General features: G+C 33.9%; 19 protein-coding genes. 6 read left to right on the plus strand and 13 right to left on the minus strand.

The window, feature by feature from the left end:
* Positions 1-73 precede the first annotated feature (73 nt).
* Positions 74-472 (plus strand): hypothetical protein, encoded by a 399-nt coding sequence (locus FCR2A7T_RS14280; RefSeq protein ID WP_023572015.1) that lies wholly within the window; start codon positions 74-76, stop codon positions 470-472.
* A gap of 103 nt (positions 473-575) precedes the next feature.
* Here the strand turns inward: FCR2A7T_RS14280 and FCR2A7T_RS14285 are convergent, their stop codons facing one another.
* Entirely contained in the window at positions 576-1,067 is a 492-nt protein-coding gene (locus FCR2A7T_RS14285) for a thermonuclease family protein (protein ID WP_023572016.1), read from the minus strand.
* Positions 1,068-1,164: 97 nt separating this feature from the next.
* Here FCR2A7T_RS14285 and FCR2A7T_RS14290 point away from each other — a divergent pair, with 97 nt between their 5' ends.
* The 4 genes from FCR2A7T_RS14290 to FCR2A7T_RS14305 all read left to right on the plus strand — a co-directional run bounded on the left by FCR2A7T_RS14290 (position 1,165) and on the right by FCR2A7T_RS14305 (position 3,012).
* The gene (locus tag FCR2A7T_RS14290) at positions 1,165-1,968 is read left to right on the plus strand and encodes a hypothetical protein (protein ID WP_023572017.1); all 804 of its coding nucleotides are present in this window, start codon (positions 1,165-1,167) and stop codon (positions 1,966-1,968) included.
* A 68-nt stretch (positions 1,969-2,036) separates the two neighbouring features.
* The gene (locus FCR2A7T_RS14295; RefSeq protein WP_023572018.1) at positions 2,037-2,489 is read left to right on the plus strand and encodes a DUF5675 family protein; all 453 of its coding nucleotides are present in this window, start codon (positions 2,037-2,039) and stop codon (positions 2,487-2,489) included.
* A gap of 12 nt (positions 2,490-2,501) precedes the next feature.
* Complete coding sequence (locus FCR2A7T_RS14300) at positions 2,502-2,765, plus strand: hypothetical protein (protein ID WP_023572019.1); 264 nt, start codon at positions 2,502-2,504, stop codon at positions 2,763-2,765.
* On the plus strand, positions 2,755-3,012 hold the full coding sequence (locus FCR2A7T_RS14305; RefSeq protein ID WP_309508540.1) for a hypothetical protein: 258 nt from the start codon (positions 2,755-2,757) through the stop codon (positions 3,010-3,012). Before FCR2A7T_RS14300 ends, FCR2A7T_RS14305 begins: the two co-directional genes overlap by 11 nt.
* 203 nt (positions 3,013-3,215) lie before the next feature.
* Here FCR2A7T_RS14305 and FCR2A7T_RS14310 read toward each other — a convergent pair whose 3' ends face one another.
* The 12 genes from FCR2A7T_RS14310 to FCR2A7T_RS14370 all read right to left on the minus strand — a co-directional run bounded on the left by FCR2A7T_RS14310 (position 3,216) and on the right by FCR2A7T_RS14370 (position 14,651).
* Positions 3,216-3,638, minus strand: a complete 423-nt coding sequence (locus tag FCR2A7T_RS14310; RefSeq protein WP_035118826.1) for a DUF6943 family protein — start codon at positions 3,636-3,638, stop codon at positions 3,216-3,218.
* A gap of 1,087 nt (positions 3,639-4,725) precedes the next feature.
* Positions 4,726-5,370 carry an SOS response-associated peptidase gene (locus tag FCR2A7T_RS14320; RefSeq protein ID WP_023572023.1) on the minus strand — a complete coding sequence of 215 codons (645 nt, stop codon included), beginning with the start codon at positions 5,368-5,370 and terminating at the stop codon, positions 4,726-4,728.
* Positions 5,371-5,519: 149 nt separating this feature from the next.
* Positions 5,520-7,088: a hypothetical protein gene (locus FCR2A7T_RS14325; protein WP_023572024.1), complete on the minus strand. Its 1,569-nt coding sequence runs from the start codon at positions 7,086-7,088 to the stop codon at positions 5,520-5,522.
* 108 nt (positions 7,089-7,196) lie between these two features.
* On the minus strand, positions 7,197-8,027 hold the full coding sequence (locus tag FCR2A7T_RS14330; protein WP_023572025.1) for a dienelactone hydrolase family protein: 831 nt from the start codon (positions 8,025-8,027) through the stop codon (positions 7,197-7,199).
* A 19-nt stretch (positions 8,028-8,046) separates the two neighbouring features.
* On the minus strand, positions 8,047-9,123 hold the full coding sequence (locus FCR2A7T_RS14335; RefSeq protein ID WP_117614413.1) for an HlyD family secretion protein: 1,077 nt from the start codon (positions 9,121-9,123) through the stop codon (positions 8,047-8,049).
* Between the two features lie 112 nt (positions 9,124-9,235).
* Positions 9,236-10,546: a TolC family protein gene (locus FCR2A7T_RS14340; RefSeq protein WP_023572027.1), complete on the minus strand. Its 1,311-nt coding sequence runs from the start codon at positions 10,544-10,546 to the stop codon at positions 9,236-9,238.
* 58 nt (positions 10,547-10,604) lie between these two features.
* Positions 10,605-11,063, minus strand: coding sequence for a PaaI family thioesterase (locus tag FCR2A7T_RS14345; protein ID WP_023572028.1), 459 nt, complete (start codon positions 11,061-11,063; stop codon positions 10,605-10,607).
* Positions 11,064-11,072: 9 nt separating this feature from the next.
* Complete coding sequence (locus FCR2A7T_RS14350; RefSeq protein WP_035118806.1) at positions 11,073-11,564, minus strand: luciferase domain-containing protein; 492 nt, start codon at positions 11,562-11,564, stop codon at positions 11,073-11,075.
* Entirely contained in the window at positions 11,551-12,177 is a 627-nt protein-coding gene (locus FCR2A7T_RS14355) for a TetR family transcriptional regulator (protein ID WP_023572029.1), read from the minus strand. The genes FCR2A7T_RS14350 and FCR2A7T_RS14355 overlap by 14 nt, the downstream gene beginning before the upstream one ends.
* A gap of 131 nt (positions 12,178-12,308) precedes the next feature.
* Positions 12,309-13,568 carry a Y-family DNA polymerase gene (locus tag FCR2A7T_RS14360; protein WP_023572030.1) on the minus strand — a complete coding sequence of 420 codons (1,260 nt, stop codon included), beginning with the start codon at positions 13,566-13,568 and terminating at the stop codon, positions 12,309-12,311.
* A 115-nt stretch (positions 13,569-13,683) separates the two neighbouring features.
* The gene (locus tag FCR2A7T_RS14365; protein WP_023572031.1) at positions 13,684-14,133 is read right to left on the minus strand and encodes a LexA family protein; all 450 of its coding nucleotides are present in this window, start codon (positions 14,131-14,133) and stop codon (positions 13,684-13,686) included.
* A 5-nt stretch (positions 14,134-14,138) separates the two neighbouring features.
* Positions 14,139-14,651: a hypothetical protein gene (locus FCR2A7T_RS14370; protein WP_023572032.1), complete on the minus strand. Its 513-nt coding sequence runs from the start codon at positions 14,649-14,651 to the stop codon at positions 14,139-14,141.
* Between the two features lie 81 nt (positions 14,652-14,732).
* Between FCR2A7T_RS14370 and FCR2A7T_RS14375 the strand changes: the two genes are divergently transcribed.
* Complete coding sequence (locus tag FCR2A7T_RS14375; RefSeq protein ID WP_035118808.1) at positions 14,733-15,092, plus strand: hypothetical protein; 360 nt, start codon at positions 14,733-14,735, stop codon at positions 15,090-15,092.
* Positions 15,093-15,094 lie beyond the last annotated feature (2 nt).

Raw genomic sequence — 15,094 nt, forward strand, 5'->3', positions numbered from 1 at the left:
AAGCCGGCGGGACGTTATGCGACATTTAAAAAAAACTAGAACGCTAACTTCTTTTAATAAATAGAAACCTAAAATGAAACAGAGCATATTTTACATTTTTTTTGCTGCGACGTTACTTTTATGTTTTTTAACTAGCTGTAAAAAAATTAATCATGAAGATTTAAATCAGGTTTGGGTCGAACATTCTTATGAAAATAGAATAGTAACATATAAAAGTCAACCTAACTTTGAGAAAAATAAAGGCGGTACAATTTTTAAAAAAAATGGAGTTTTTATAAGTAAACAAAATGCAAGTGATTGCGGAACACCTCCTATTCATTATACAATTGAAACAGGAAGATGGAAATTTATTTCTGATTCAACAGTTGATGTAAAACATAAATATTGGGGCGGAGATGCTCATTCAGTCATTAAAATTATTAAACTAACTCCAGACGAATTAAAAATTAAATTTATAGTTTCCGAAAGATAAACGTCGCATAACAGCGGTTTAGCTCCATTACGCCTGTAAAGCACTATATTTATTGATTTTTTTAGTTTTCAAACATCCATTAGTACAACATAAGTACAACAAATCAGAACTTTTTTACATGCTTATAAATACCTCTTTTTTTAAGTTGTGCTTTGCGATTTATTTTTTGAAATTCTGCTAATCGTCCACAATAATATTCGTCTGTTGCTTTTGCAAATCCATTGATCAAAAGCAAATCATTTAAGCACTCCCCTCCTGGCAAGATTACATATCCTAATTGTCGGTTCCAATAATCGTAGAAGTTATCCTGTTCTGTAATTATCGTTACAACCGTTTTAGGCGGTGCTACTTCCAAAACATAATGCAAGGCTTCCAATCCTAATTGGATTAAAAATTGGGCTGCTAAACGTGTTTTCTGTTCGTCCTCTTTCATCTTTCTATTGTACTTTACTTCTGGTGCATCTAAACCATAAAGTCGTATCTCTTTTCGCAAACGAGTGAAAAGGTTGCTAATGATTATGCTGTCTCCATCTAAGACTTCATCTATTTGCCAATGGGTTTCCACTAAATAGGGTGCTTTTGCATTGTATTGCATTGATTTTCAGTATTTTAAGTTATTGTAAATCAAAGATAATGAATGATATTTGAGTATAAAATTTCACTTAAATATTAACTTCTAAAATCTTTACAAAATGGCTAGACAGAAAGGCGTTTTAAAGTATGTGGGAACTCTTGGAGATGTTCGCCACTTTAAAATTAAAGGACAAGAAGGGTACTTTGCCGGAATGGTAGGTGGACCTTCAGGGGAGCAAGTTTTATCAGCTCCAGAATTTGAAAGAACTCGTGAGAACATGAACGAGTTTGGTGCTTGTGCTAAAGCAGGAAAATCCGTTAGAACTGGTTTATCACAAATCGTGAAGCAAATGTCTGATACGCAAGTAGCAGGGCGTTTAACCGCTATCATGAAGAAAATCAATTTAGAAGACCAAACCGAAGCCAGAGGGTATCGCAAAATTGAGATTACCACTCAAAGAAATTACTTGGTAGGTTTTGAGTTTGACAAAAACACTTCCTTAAATGGTATTTTCAATGCTCCTTACAGTGTTACGCATGACCCAGCAAGAAACACTGCTGATTTTGTAATTCCTGCGTTTAATCCAGCGAATTTGATTAATGCTCCTGCTGGTGCTACTCACTTTAGATTAATTCACACACTTTCTGTTGTGAGTGACTTTGCTTACAATGCTGTAACGAATAGTTATGATCCTATTGACACAGCACAAAATGAAGTGAGTGATGTTCAATTCAGCACTTTCTTGGATTTGTATGCTCCTGCAACTGCAACTACCATTACAGCAACTTTGCCAAATGGTATTACACCATCAACTGATGTTACCGTTCTTCAAGGTATTGGAATTGAGTTCTACCAAAAAGTAGGTTCAAACTATTACTTATTTGCAACAGGTAACTGCTTGAAAATTGAGGACGCATTTTAAGAATCCTACTTACAAATCCCTCAGGAACTCTGAGGGATTTTTTGTTTTAACTTACTAATTCAATTCCTATGGAAACAAAAATCATTCGCGTAGCACAGGGCAAACAAAGTACATTAAGCCAATTATATATCAACGGAGTATTTCAATGCTATTTACTTGAGGATAAAATACGAACAGAAAAAATAAAGGAACATACTGCCATACCTACTGGAACCTATTCACTGCAGCTTAATACTTGGGGTGCAAAAAATGTCAACTACAAAAAAGCATTTGGAAAAGTTCATGAAGGTATGATTGAGATTACAGGTTTACCAAATTTCAGTTATGTGTATATCCATACAGGAAATACGATTGAAGATACCGCAGGATGTCCGCTTTGTGGATTTGGGTTCCAACTTATCCAGGGCGATTACCGAGTTACGCAAAGTGTTATGGCTTACCAAATGATTTATCCTAAGCTAGTTGCATTAGCAAAGAACAAAGCAAACAAGATTAGTATCGAAAACAATTTCCAATTTTAAACTTGTAATGCCATGGAACAAGCTCCACAATTAATGGTACTTTTTGGAAGTTTAATAAGCTTATTATTATCGGTTGTAGCCTATTTTATCAAACAATTGCACACAGATTTCAAAAGAATGGAAAAAGACCTTGTTGAAGTAAAAACCATGGCATTATTAATTAAAACCGAGTTTAAAAGTAGCAGTGATTTACTGAACCAAAAAGTAGATTATTTAGAACACCGAATACAAAAATTAGAATTATCCATCTTTAAAAATCACGAACATGAAAAGTAATGAAATGAATATCGTTCAAAGAGTGAAAGCTCCAACACCAAAGTTTTTCAAAGTATTGAGAACAATTGGTTTAGCCTTGGCAACCGTTGGAGGAACTATCATCGCTTCACCAATTGCATTGCCGGCTGGATTAGTTGCAGCTGCAGGTTATTTGGTTTTGGGCGGTGGTGTATTGTCGGCAGTATCGCAAACCGCTGTACAAGATGACGACGAACCGAGAGTTCCACAGGAAGACAGGGTTCAATAAAACTAAAATTGCTTAAAAATTGCAATCAAAAGCTCCTATTTCAGGGGCTTTTTTTTGTTTTATACCCAATTGCTTCGCTTTTTCCAATTTTATTTAATTGGTGCGTTCATATTGCGGTTATGTATTGTTTTGCTTCGGGATAGGGATTGTTTTTGGAAATTTGATGAAATGAAAAAACCTAGCCCATCGGGGCCAGGTTTGTGTTATTTGTTTCTGTAACGGAGTAAGATGGCGTTACGGATTTCGTTGATTAAGTGAATGTTTTTTGCGTGGTGTGCTTCTTGTTCTTGCAACAACTTGAGTGCTTGGATGTTTTTGTGGTGCAGCTCGTGTTCACGCATTAATCGGGTGGCTTTTGGATTGAACTCTTTTTTGAATTCATAGAGAGATAAGAACGGAATAACGGAACCGCGAAGAAAAGGCATCCAGAATTTAGATTTCCATAGGCTCATGGCTATCCAAAAAATGTCCTCTTTTTGAGCTTCAGTTTGGAAGACTAGTACAAAGCTGTTTGTAAAAGGTTCATTGCTTGGTTTTCCGCTATTTAGTCCTTTTGATAATACGAAAAAGTGCGGTTTGGCATAGTGCGCCCCAGGTTGGTGGGTTTTAATAAAAATTGTGTCCATAATACAAGGATTTAAAAGGTTAACTTCCTTCGTCTTTCCTTCGTGATTGCCCGAAATGTGAATGAAAACCGAGATGCCCCACACACATTTTTGCAAAAGAAAAAAGGAAAAAAAAGAAAGCCGTCTTGCCTTGTGGAGGGTTTCAAAAAAGCAAGTTTTACGGATAAAATACTACCCATATGCGTCTGGGGAAACGGTAAGAGGATGTGGTGGTATTGAAAATGTATGGGTGGAGATTTTATCCGGAACCGAAGGCTTGAACTTGCTTTTTTGAATACCCGGAACAAACCTTTGGCTTCTTTTTTATCCTTTTTTTTGTAAAAATGTTTACCCCAAATGTTCTTATGAAATGGGGTTTTAGGGGTGTTTAATCGGGACTGGTAAACAAGGGTGTGGTTTTCTTTTTTTAGATAGACGACCTCGACTACGCTTGGTTTGACAATGTTTCTTTGTGAAGATGAGAAAAAAGAAAAACACACTCTTGTGGTAGTATGATTTTTGAGGATGCTTGATAGTTCAGTTAGCAGTCGCGGTTTTCAGTTAGCAGTTAAAGTCTGATGGAAATGGGAAGCATCTTCAAAAAACAATGCAAATTACGTTAGCGGTAGCGTTCCTATTATTCTTCGGGTGGGTGCGGCTGGGAGCGGATATTTTACATAATAACCCTTATAACTTTCAGGGGGACTGCGTGGGGTGTTGGGAATGAATTATAAGGTTTATTATGTAATAATAGCTTGGGAGTGGTTTTTGTGTGTTTTTAGCGTTTGTTTTTTGGATTGGGTGTAAGTGGATAAAAAAAGGCGGACTGTGCGCGAGGGGTTGGGAAAACAGGGAGCCTTTTTTTATTGACTTACTGTGGGTAAAACAAGTGCTAAAAACACACAAAATACCACTAGTGCGGTGGGGAGCGTTGGACTGGGTGGGCGCAAATAACTTAGCGAAGCGTTCCTATTAGAAAAAGAATCCAAGAAAGCCATTTGCTTACTATTTAGCCCCGATGGGAGTGATACCGTGTTTAACGGACAGCGGGTAAATGGAAACCAAGAATGCCCGAGCCATTCGCTTCATAATATTCTGTATATGAATACTAGAACAAAAGACCTTGTGGAGTATTATCTAATTTGGTTGCTATTAGATTTACTTCATAGGGATAAGCAAATTTATTGATTGGTTCGTGTTGTAACCATTTGGATTCGTCTTCTGGTTTTAGAATGATTGGCATTCTTTTCTTGGTGTTGTGGATTTCTGCCATTAGTTGATTTGCTTGTGTGGTAACTATGGAATAGGTGTCTTTAATTTCTCCAGTGATTTGATTTACCCATTGGGAATAGATTCCTGCAAAGGCAAATAAATCTTCATTACCAATACCTATTTCGTACTTGACTTTATTTTTGCCTTTACTGTCTTGCCATTGCCATTCATAGAAACCATTGGCAATTACTAAACATCTCTTGTTGATAGAATTTTTGAATGATGGTTTTTCTTCTATTGTTTCTATTCGTGCGTTTAGTGTTAGTTTTTTTATGTCTTCGTCTTTAGACCAGGAAGGAATTAATCCCCAATTGAAATGTTTAATAGTATTGGGGTTTTCATCTGTTATTACTGGATTTATTCCAAAATCAAAACCATTTATATCCATAGCAGGTTTGAAAAGTTCTTTCTTTTCTATTTTTGCTTTAAATCTGTTTTCGACTTCTAAAGCTAGTTTTGTTTGTTTTGAATGGAAGCACATGTTTTGATTTTTAACGTTTTGCGGCTTGGCGAAGTGGCGGAAATCGAAGCACAAATGTTCAGTTTTGCACAAAAATTCAATCGATGAAATGCCGTTGAATTTAGCACTGAACCCGCCATTTTGCCAAACCGCTGTTATGTGTTGTGCTATTAATCTTCTTTTTTCTCTTTACGAAACTCTCGTTTAGTGGCATCGGTAAGTTCACGAAGTTTTACTAAAACGTATCGGTCTTTGCCGTAATGATGCGTAATCACATAAAAAAGCACACCAATTCCAGCAATTAAAACATAACCTATTAACCTTTTATTGGCGGCTAAAATTGCATTGAACTGTATGCTTTTAAGATTGGTCATTACATTTTGTTGAGAAAGGTTCATCCCATCATAATATATGGCAAGATTTCCTAAACTTTCAATTTGAAATTGGTATTGAAACCAAGAAAAAATTGCTGAAAAAATACCAATGGCAATAAATGTTCTCCAAACCATCACAATACCAATAGCAGCAAGCATTTCACCTATTTCTAAATTATCTAAGGTGTAAAACCATGCAGATATAAATAGCGAACACATACCAAATCCTTTGAAAAACATAGGCAAATACCAACGTTCATAGTTGAGTTCGGGCACCATATAAAAATACATGAGCAAGCTATAAAGCATCATAGAAGCGAAGCCTGCAAAAATATAGTATTTGATAGGTTTGTGCGCATTAAACCATTTGTAAGCAAAAATACCTGCCACGATAAATCCTGGAAGCATCATCATGTTGAGATTTCCGTTATGGATAGGATCATAATTTTGAATACCTACCGTGTATATGTTTTGAACTGAGCTTAATGCCATAAACATACCTAGCATTAAAAGCATAAGCATACCGTGTTTTACATTACTTCTGCTAAAAATTTCAAATGATAAAAAAGGATATTTTAAGGTTTTTTGCCTGATGAAAAGGATTAAAAAAGTAACTACACTCAAAATGCTGGCTACCAGTATTTTTTCAGAAGTAAACCAATCTTGCTGTTTTCCAAACGAAAGCACATAGGCTAAAAGCGAAAAGCTTATTATAAATAACAATCCACTTATCCAATCTATATAATACAACGGAAGCGGCTTGTCAAAATATTTTTTGTGCATAAAAATCAAAGCCACTATAGCCAGCACCAAGCAAATAACTGTACTTTGAAAATACACATATTCCCAGCCTTTATAGTTGGCTTCTTTGGTAACAAGGTAACCACCTATTTGCGCAATGCCTAAAATAAACGGATAAAACATAGCATAGAATTTTCCTCGATTGCCATCAGGATTTAAAATCATCATTATAGGAAGCATAAATTCAATCAATGCCAACATTTTGAAAAAATTCATCAAAACGGAGATTAAAACAATGATGATAGGATGTTCGGCAGTAGCCATGATGTAATTAAATAACGCCAGCAATAGCAATATAAAAACTACTTTATCGCGAATTTTGAAAGCGAGTTTTACCCTAAAAGCAATAGGCATGGCTGCTCCCATACCTACGGTTCCGGCAAAGTTTGCCCACATAAAATATTCTGCCATTTGCCCTGTTTCGCCTACCATATAAGACAAATTGCCTACATAGATAGAACTCATAGGAAAAAGCAAGATAATGAATGCTAATATGAGCAAAAGTTGCACAGGTTTTGGCACCCAATCTTCAAAAAGTCCTTTGTTGTATCTGTTATTTTGCATTAAAGAAAATTGTTTCTAAAAATATCGTATTAAAGTAACAATAAAAAAATCATCAATCATCGCACTATTAAAAAAATTACCGCTTGATGATATTTTTAGTTTTTGTGATTACTGGATGGGATTATATTTCTTAAAAAACTCCAACATATCTTGCCAAGATTGTTTATCGGCAGCTTCGTTGTAGGCAATGGGTAAATTAAATTTTTTACCTGCTTCGGTAGATTCTACATTGGAAAAAGCGTGTGTAGCTTCAGGATAAATTTTAAACTCGTAAGTATTTCCATTTTTTTTCATTTCATTATTAAAATTATCAACATCCTTTTGAGGCACAAATTTGTCATTTCCACCATGGCAAATAAGAATTTTGGTATCTTTCATTGCAGGACTTGCCTGAAAACCCGATAAGCCACCATGAACACTTACTACTGTTTTTAAAGGAATACCCATGCTTGCCGCGCTCAATGATACTGTGCCTCCAAAGCAATATCCCATAGAAGAAATTTGGGATTTATTAACTTTAGCATGTTTGCTTAAAACATCATAAGCGGCTTGTACTCTACTTTTCAGTAAAGCAGGATTGGCGTAATATTTCCCAGCATTTTCTTGCGCATCTTTTGGATTATCTACTACCAAACCATTGCCATACATATCTATTGCCATAGCCACATAGCCCAGCTCTGCCAGCATTTTTGCTCTGCGTTTTGCATAGTCATTGTTTCCCCACCATTCGTGAACTACCATTATAGCAGGACGATTGTTTTCAATAGAATTATCATAATAAATAACTCCTTTCAACGGTGTATCTCCATCTTGATACGTTATATTTTCTTCAACAATTGAATGCGTGCTGTTTTCGTTATTCGTTGCGCTTGAGTTTGTTTTGCACGAGATAACAGACAATGCAACACAAAGTGTAATTATGAATTTAAGTGATTTCATATTTAAAAAGTTTTATTTTTTATTTATTTTCTATCTGAACAATCATATTCATTCCTGCTCTGAGTTTGTCTATGTCTTCTTTATTATTTTTTTCAGTAAATTCTATTCTTACGGGTATTCGTTGTTGCACTTTAATAAAATTACCCGAAGCATTATCTGTAGGAATATTAGAATATCGAGCTCCAGTAGCACCTGATATGGCGGTTACTTTTCCTTCAAATTTTTTACCGCCCAGCGCATCGGCTTTCATGGTAATAAGTGTTCCGATAGTGATGTAAGGCATTTGTTTTTCTAATAAATTGGCAGTTACCCATTTGGGTCCGGCTACTATGGTGGCTACTTGCTGTCCGGGTTGTAAAAGTTGCCCTTCGTTTATCATTCTTCTGCCCATTATACCATCATTTGGTGCGGTAATGGCACAATATGATAAATTGAGTTTTGCCATATCCAAAGCAGCTTTGGTTCTTTGTATTTCGGCATCGTTTATTTGTAAACGCGATTTTACTTCGGAGGTTGAAAAAGAAGCGGTTTGTTTTTGCTTTAATAAGGCATCGTAAGCGGCTTTTTGGGCATCGTATTCTGTTTTTATTTGGTCGTATTGTTGCCTTGTAACTGCTTCAGAGTTCAAAAGATTTTCATATCGTTTTAGGTTTTGTTCGGCATTCCATAATCTTGCTTTTGCTCCTGCTATATTCGCTTCCAGCACGCTGATATTGTTGGATACGGTATTTACAGCAGAACCTGTGGTGTTTTTTTGAGCCAAAGCATTGGCATAAGCGGCTTCGGCTTGCCCCAGCTGCGTTAAAATTTCTCGGTTATCTAAAAGAATAAGGGTATCGCCTTTTTTTACTTGTTGATGTTCTATAAACTTAATTTCTTTGATATAAGCAGAAACTCTTGTGTTTATTGGGTTGATAAACTCTTCTACTTGCGCGTTTTCGGTGTAGTCGTTTTCGCCAATGTGAAGATAATTTCGTACAATATAATACGTAATACCCGCTAACACTAAGATAACAACCATATTAGAGAGATAAGCCCTAAACTTATTTTTCTTAATATCATTGTTTTCTTTGTTTCTCGCCGTTTCTATTTTCATTCCAGCTCGTGGATTTACGGGTTTTTGCTCCGCTACGGGTGGCTGGTTTTCTGCTTCGGGTAATGGAACATTGTCCTTGATGTCTTTTTTTGAGCTCATGTAGAAATAAATTTTATAAAGTTCCTGTTGCTTTTATTAAATTATAATATTGAAATTCGATATTGATTAAAGCGTTTTCGTAGTCAATATCGGCTTGAATTTTTTGATTTTGTGCATCAATCATTTCAGCCTGAACGGCTAATTGATTTAAGTATTTGGCTTCAGTAATTTTGTAATTTTCATCAGCTAATCGCTTGGACTCTAAGGCTATTTTTTCTTGAGCAATAGCTTCATTATACTTTACATAAGCTGCATTGATAGCCGTTTTTAAATTTTGTTCGGTGAGGTGTAACACTTCACTGGCTTGATTTTTTAGCAGCTTTCCACTTTTGAGTTTTGCTTTGGTTTTGTAGATATTATCAAGACTATAATTTAGCGACAATCCTACTTGCCAAGCATTCAGGTAAACATCTCGGGCAGGGAAAGAATTCATCAGTGGTCTTTGCATATTGTAGCCACCAAAGGCAGACAAACTTGGAAATCTATCGGTTTTGATTATTTCGATGTTTTTTTCTGCTATCTCTATATTTTTTAAACCCGATTTGTAAAGTGGATTGTTGTTCGAAGACAATAGATAATAATAATCTAAAGAGTTTTCTTGTTGCAATAATGAATTTTGATGCAAAGGTTTTATGATAGTACCTTCTTGAAATCCTAATGCAATGTTGAGTTGGTAATTGACAATACTTCTATTATTAGTTGCGGTAAGTATGATTTGGTTTAAATTTTGAATGGCAAGCTGAGCACGTATCACTTCATTACGAGTTATCATTTGTTGCTCATAAAACTTTTGTACATTTTTCAATCGTTCTTCGGCAAGTTTTTTATTGTTTTCTAAAACCCGCAACTGATTTTCTATTCTTATTAAATCTAAATAATTAGAAATGACCAAAAACTTGATATTTTGTTTGTCTTTTTCCAAATCGAGTTCGGAAAGTTGTGTTTTTAAATTTGCGGCTTCTATACTTTTATTTATCAATCCGCCTTTATACAAAAGCTGCACCGCTTGTAAGCCAAAGGTGTTTCCAAAATTAGGAATGTCAACATCTACTTTATTGCCAAAGTTTTTATCCAACAAAAAAACATCTCCTAAGTACGAAGCCGTAGCCGAAAAATTCAGGGTAGGAATTCTCTGAAGTGCTGCTACTTTGGCTTGTTGCTGATTTATTTCTACTGAAGTTTTAGAAACAGCAAGTTGCGGATGGTTTTGTAAGGCTAATTCTATGGCTTGGTTTATAGATATGTTTTTTGTTTCTTGAGATATTGCTGTTTGATACAGTAACAAAGAGAATATAAAGGAAATATGTATGAGTTTAATTTTCATTTATTTTTTTAATTTCTGTATTATAAGAAAAGGTACTATGTAATAATAAAAACAGTTTTTAATTGTCTATAATATTTTTTTCTTCATTTTTTGTTCGTAGGACACTATATACACATCTAGCGACTGCAATAGGCTCTGAATTTTGATCTTGAAATAGTTGAATATCTACCTTGATAATAGTTTTTCCATTTTTTATTACTTTAGCTTTTGCGTAGATATCCTCATGAGCAATTGCTGCATGTAAATAATCTATTCGCATGTCAATGGTATTGAGCTTATCTTTAGGAGATTGTAAACAAGTAACACCCGCCACACCTCCAGTAGTGTCTGCGATAGAGGCTAAAATACCACCATGCCATCGCTTTTGCAAAAAATCCCCAACGAAATATTCTTTAAAAGGCACGTGGATATATGTAAAACCAGGTTTTATTTCCATAATTTTTAAGCCAAAAATTTTATTAGCTGGCATATAATTTTCAATGGCATTTTTTATCAATTCAAAAAAGTGGTCTTGCATAAATTTGTTTTATTCATTTGTTAATTCTCCTTTAGCAAACGCATATGAACGAGCAATAATTTTTTTTACTATTTCTTTTTCTGCTTCGTTTCTTGGTGCATATACCATAATAAAATTATGGGTTAGATATCCCATTTTTGCAACAGGATGTAACTCTCCCCAACCTTGTTCTATAACGTAATTTGCATCCATAATTGGTAATCCTAAGTGCATACTACTATCGGGTGAAGGATGAAAATGAGCAAATTCGTTTTCAATCATAAAAGCACTGCAATCGTTGCACATTTTGTCTTCTGAAAGACACATTGCTTCAGCACCAGGCATAGATATTTTACTATGTTCCTTTTTAATTTCGGGAAGTGAAAACGCCCAATTCATAATATCTTCAATGATCTTGCGGTCTTCGGGTTGCTGATTTAGTTGGATGTGTGGATTGCGTGATGTTGTCTGTGGTCTTTCACCATCTCTTTTGGGAATTTCAAATGTATTATTTGTTGTCATTTTCAATTTTTAATAAATTAATTGCTGATGTTGTAATGTTTTTGATGAGGATTGTGTTTATATAGTTTTCAAGTAGTTTTTCGGAGTTTAATTGCAGCTTTTCAGAATAATACTTTTTATTTAAAATAAAATTGATGTAAGGGCCAAGGATGTAGATTGATAAAGTGTCTAACAGTTTGTTTTCAAAAAAAACTTTTTCTTGGATTCCTTGCTTGATTATGGTTTGTAAAATAGTGTCGTTATGTTTTTTTACCCTGTAATATACATCACTTGAAACTACTCTTTGTTTTAAAGATAATTCAGAATGTAAAAGGTTGAAAAACGCCTGATTCTTCAAGATTTTTTTAAGCAGAATTTCTATAATTTGAGCCAAAGATTCTTCTACATTTTTTGAATTTGTAATTTCTGTATCATAGATTTTAATATCATTTAATTTTTCTTCTATAATGTCTTCCAACAACTGTTCTTTTGAGTTGAAGTAATACGAAATCATAGCCAAATTCACGTTTGCTTGTTTGGCAATTTCTCGCACAGAAGTTGCTTCAAATCCATTCTTAGAAAACAGATTAAAAGCAGTTTGTTTGATAATTTCTTTTTTTTCTTGGCTCACCATTCTGCAAAGAATTTTTGCAAATGTAATAAAATTTATCAAACGTACGTTTAAAATTTTCTAACATTTTTTTTGTAGACTCGCAGAAGCATAACACATAACTAGTAAATTTCATCAAATATATACAACTTTTTTTAAATCTTAATTGTAATTATTTCATCAATTCTAGTTGTATATGATTTGGATAATTTTTCTTGTTTCATTTTCCATTGTCTCCCAAGTGATTGATTGGCGAACTTGATTTTGTTTTTGCCATAAGCTCTATTAAGTTTATCAACTACTGACATTAGGGGTTGGTGTTTTGGATTTGAGGTGTTGAATAGTGATAATTGGGTTTGGTCGTTTGGTGTTAATCCCATTACTATTACTCCTGCTTTTTTGTAATTGTAGCCTTCTTTGAAAATTGCTTTTAATCCAATTTGAGCGTACTTGTTTAACTCGATTGTTGAGTTTGTTGGGAAATCGGTATTGATTACTATGTTTCTTGAATACTGTGGTTGGTCCTTTCTGAAATAATTGGTGTGCAGAAAAACCATTATCATGTTGCAATGGCTATTTTGTCTTCTTAGTTTTTCGGAACAGGAAGTTGTGAACGTTGCTATACGTTCTGAAATATCTTCCAATTTTGTCATTGGTTTTTCAAATGATCTTGTTGTAGCAATCATTTTTTTACTTTTTGGAGTTTCTAAATCCAATGTTGGTTTTCCTTCTAATTCGTGTTTTAATCTCAACCCTACAACTGCCATTTCTTTTCTAACCCAATCATCGTGTAATTGTGTGAATTGATAAGCATTGAAAACATTAACTGCCTGTAAGCGTTTTGCGTGTTTTCTTCCAATACCCCAAACATCTTCAATTTTAGTCCATTTAAGGGCTTTTATTCTCTTTTCTTCAGTATCTATCACATAGACACTTTTGGTACGTTCTGGGAACTTCTTTGCAATTTTATTGGCTACTTTAGCTAGTGCTTTTGTTGGTGCAAACCCAACACTTATGGGAATACCTGTATTTTTAGTTACGGTTCTTTGAATTTTAATTCCGTACTCTTCCAGGTTAAAGAATTTAAATCCTTCAAATTTTAGAAAAGCTTCATCAATACTATATACTTCAATATCGGGTGTAAAAGTTGAAAGTATGTTCATGACTCTGCTGCTCATATCACCATACAAGGCATAGTTTGAAGAATAAACAAATACATTGTTGTCTTCGAATAGTTTTTTGAATTCAAATGCTGGAGCACCCATTGGAATGCCTAATGCTTTAGCTTCGTTAGAACGCGCAATAACACAACCATCATTATTGGAAAGTATTACTACTGGTTTTCCAATTAAATGTGGTTCGAATACTCTTTGACAAGAGGCGTAAAAGTTATTGCAATCTACTAAGGCAAACATTTTTATATAGTGTTCAGTGTTCAGTTACTAGTGTTCAGTATTATTTGAACTTTGTTCAAAAGGATAGCCTACTTTGTAGGAGATACTTTGGCAAGCTCAGTATGACAAATTACGGTTAAAATGTTTTAATGCTATGGATTACTATTCCCCAAATCATTAGTTCGTTTTCTTCTGTAACTTTTATGGGTTTGTAGTCTTCATTTTCGGCAATTAACCAAACTACGTCATTTTCTTTTTTGATTCTTTTTACTGTAAAATCTCCATCTATTTGACAAATAGCAATTTTACCATCTTGTGGTGCCAAGCTTTTATCAATGATTAATAAATCTCCATCGAAAATACCTGCGTTTTTCATGGAATTGCCTTTTACTTTGGCAAAAAAAGTACTGTCTTTATGTTTTATTAATTCTCTATTTAAGTCGATTGTTAATTCGATAAAGTCATCTGCAGGAGAAGGGAAACCGGCACTAATACCTACATCAACATATGGTAGTTCCAATTCTGTTGAGAAATCAGGCGTGTAAAAGTCAAACACTTTAGTAGTATGTAAATTCTTTAGTTTCATATTTCTTAGAATACAATTTTAAAATACTCTTCTTTTGTTTGTAACACTTGTTCAATTTCTGACCAATTTTTATCAGTCAAGACTTCCATATTCCCTGGATCAAAAACTGTGATATGAATTTCATCAGAACCTAAGTCTTTTACTTTTTGAAATAGTAACTTAAAGTATGTGTCTTCTACTAGCTTATTGGTATTGTGCATTTCTAACAATGAATCATAATCTAATTCAAAAGGTAAATGAATATAAATGTGTTCCTCATGAAATAAGAAAGCTTCGTCACCATGAACCAATATTTTATGTTCAATGTTGCTTTCTTCATAATTGTGAAAGTTGAATTCGATAGCTTCAGAATTATTATTTACTTCTATTTCCTTTAGTAAATTATTGTTTCTGAATACTTTTAGATTTTGATTTAGTTTATTAGCTATTAGTTCAAGACTATTATTATCTTCCTGAATATCAAAGTTGTTTCTAACTATTAGAACTGGTTCTTTATATGTGTTTTCAAAAGTATCCATAGCAAAATCTATTTTATACAAAGTTACTAAAGAAGTTATTAGCAACGCAAAAATTAACGAAATGAAGCAAACAAAGAATTGATGCTAGGAATACTTGGACTAGGAGCGATTTTTGTGCAGCTGAATGAGGTAATTTTATTTATTATAGTTTTGCACTTATTTGCACTAAAAGAATTTTTAAATTATCTTTATACTTTATTTAATTTCCTATTAAAAATGAGAACAATAACAGCAAAATTTAGCGGAGAACAAAAAAACTTAGAAATGTTTTTAAGTTGTGGAATTTCTGATTACAGTTCTAAATTTTTAGGTTTAAATAAACTGTCAGTTGAATGGGTTGTGGATGAAGAATCTAAGGAAAAAGCTATTGAAGATTGTATGTCAATGGTAAATACTCATCAAATGGAATTGTGGGATATTGAGTTTAAAAGTATTTCTTAAAA

This window comes from Flavobacterium cauense R2A-7, from assembly GCF_000498475.1.
In the GTDB taxonomy this organism is placed as follows: domain Bacteria; phylum Bacteroidota; class Bacteroidia; order Flavobacteriales; family Flavobacteriaceae; genus Flavobacterium; species Flavobacterium cauense.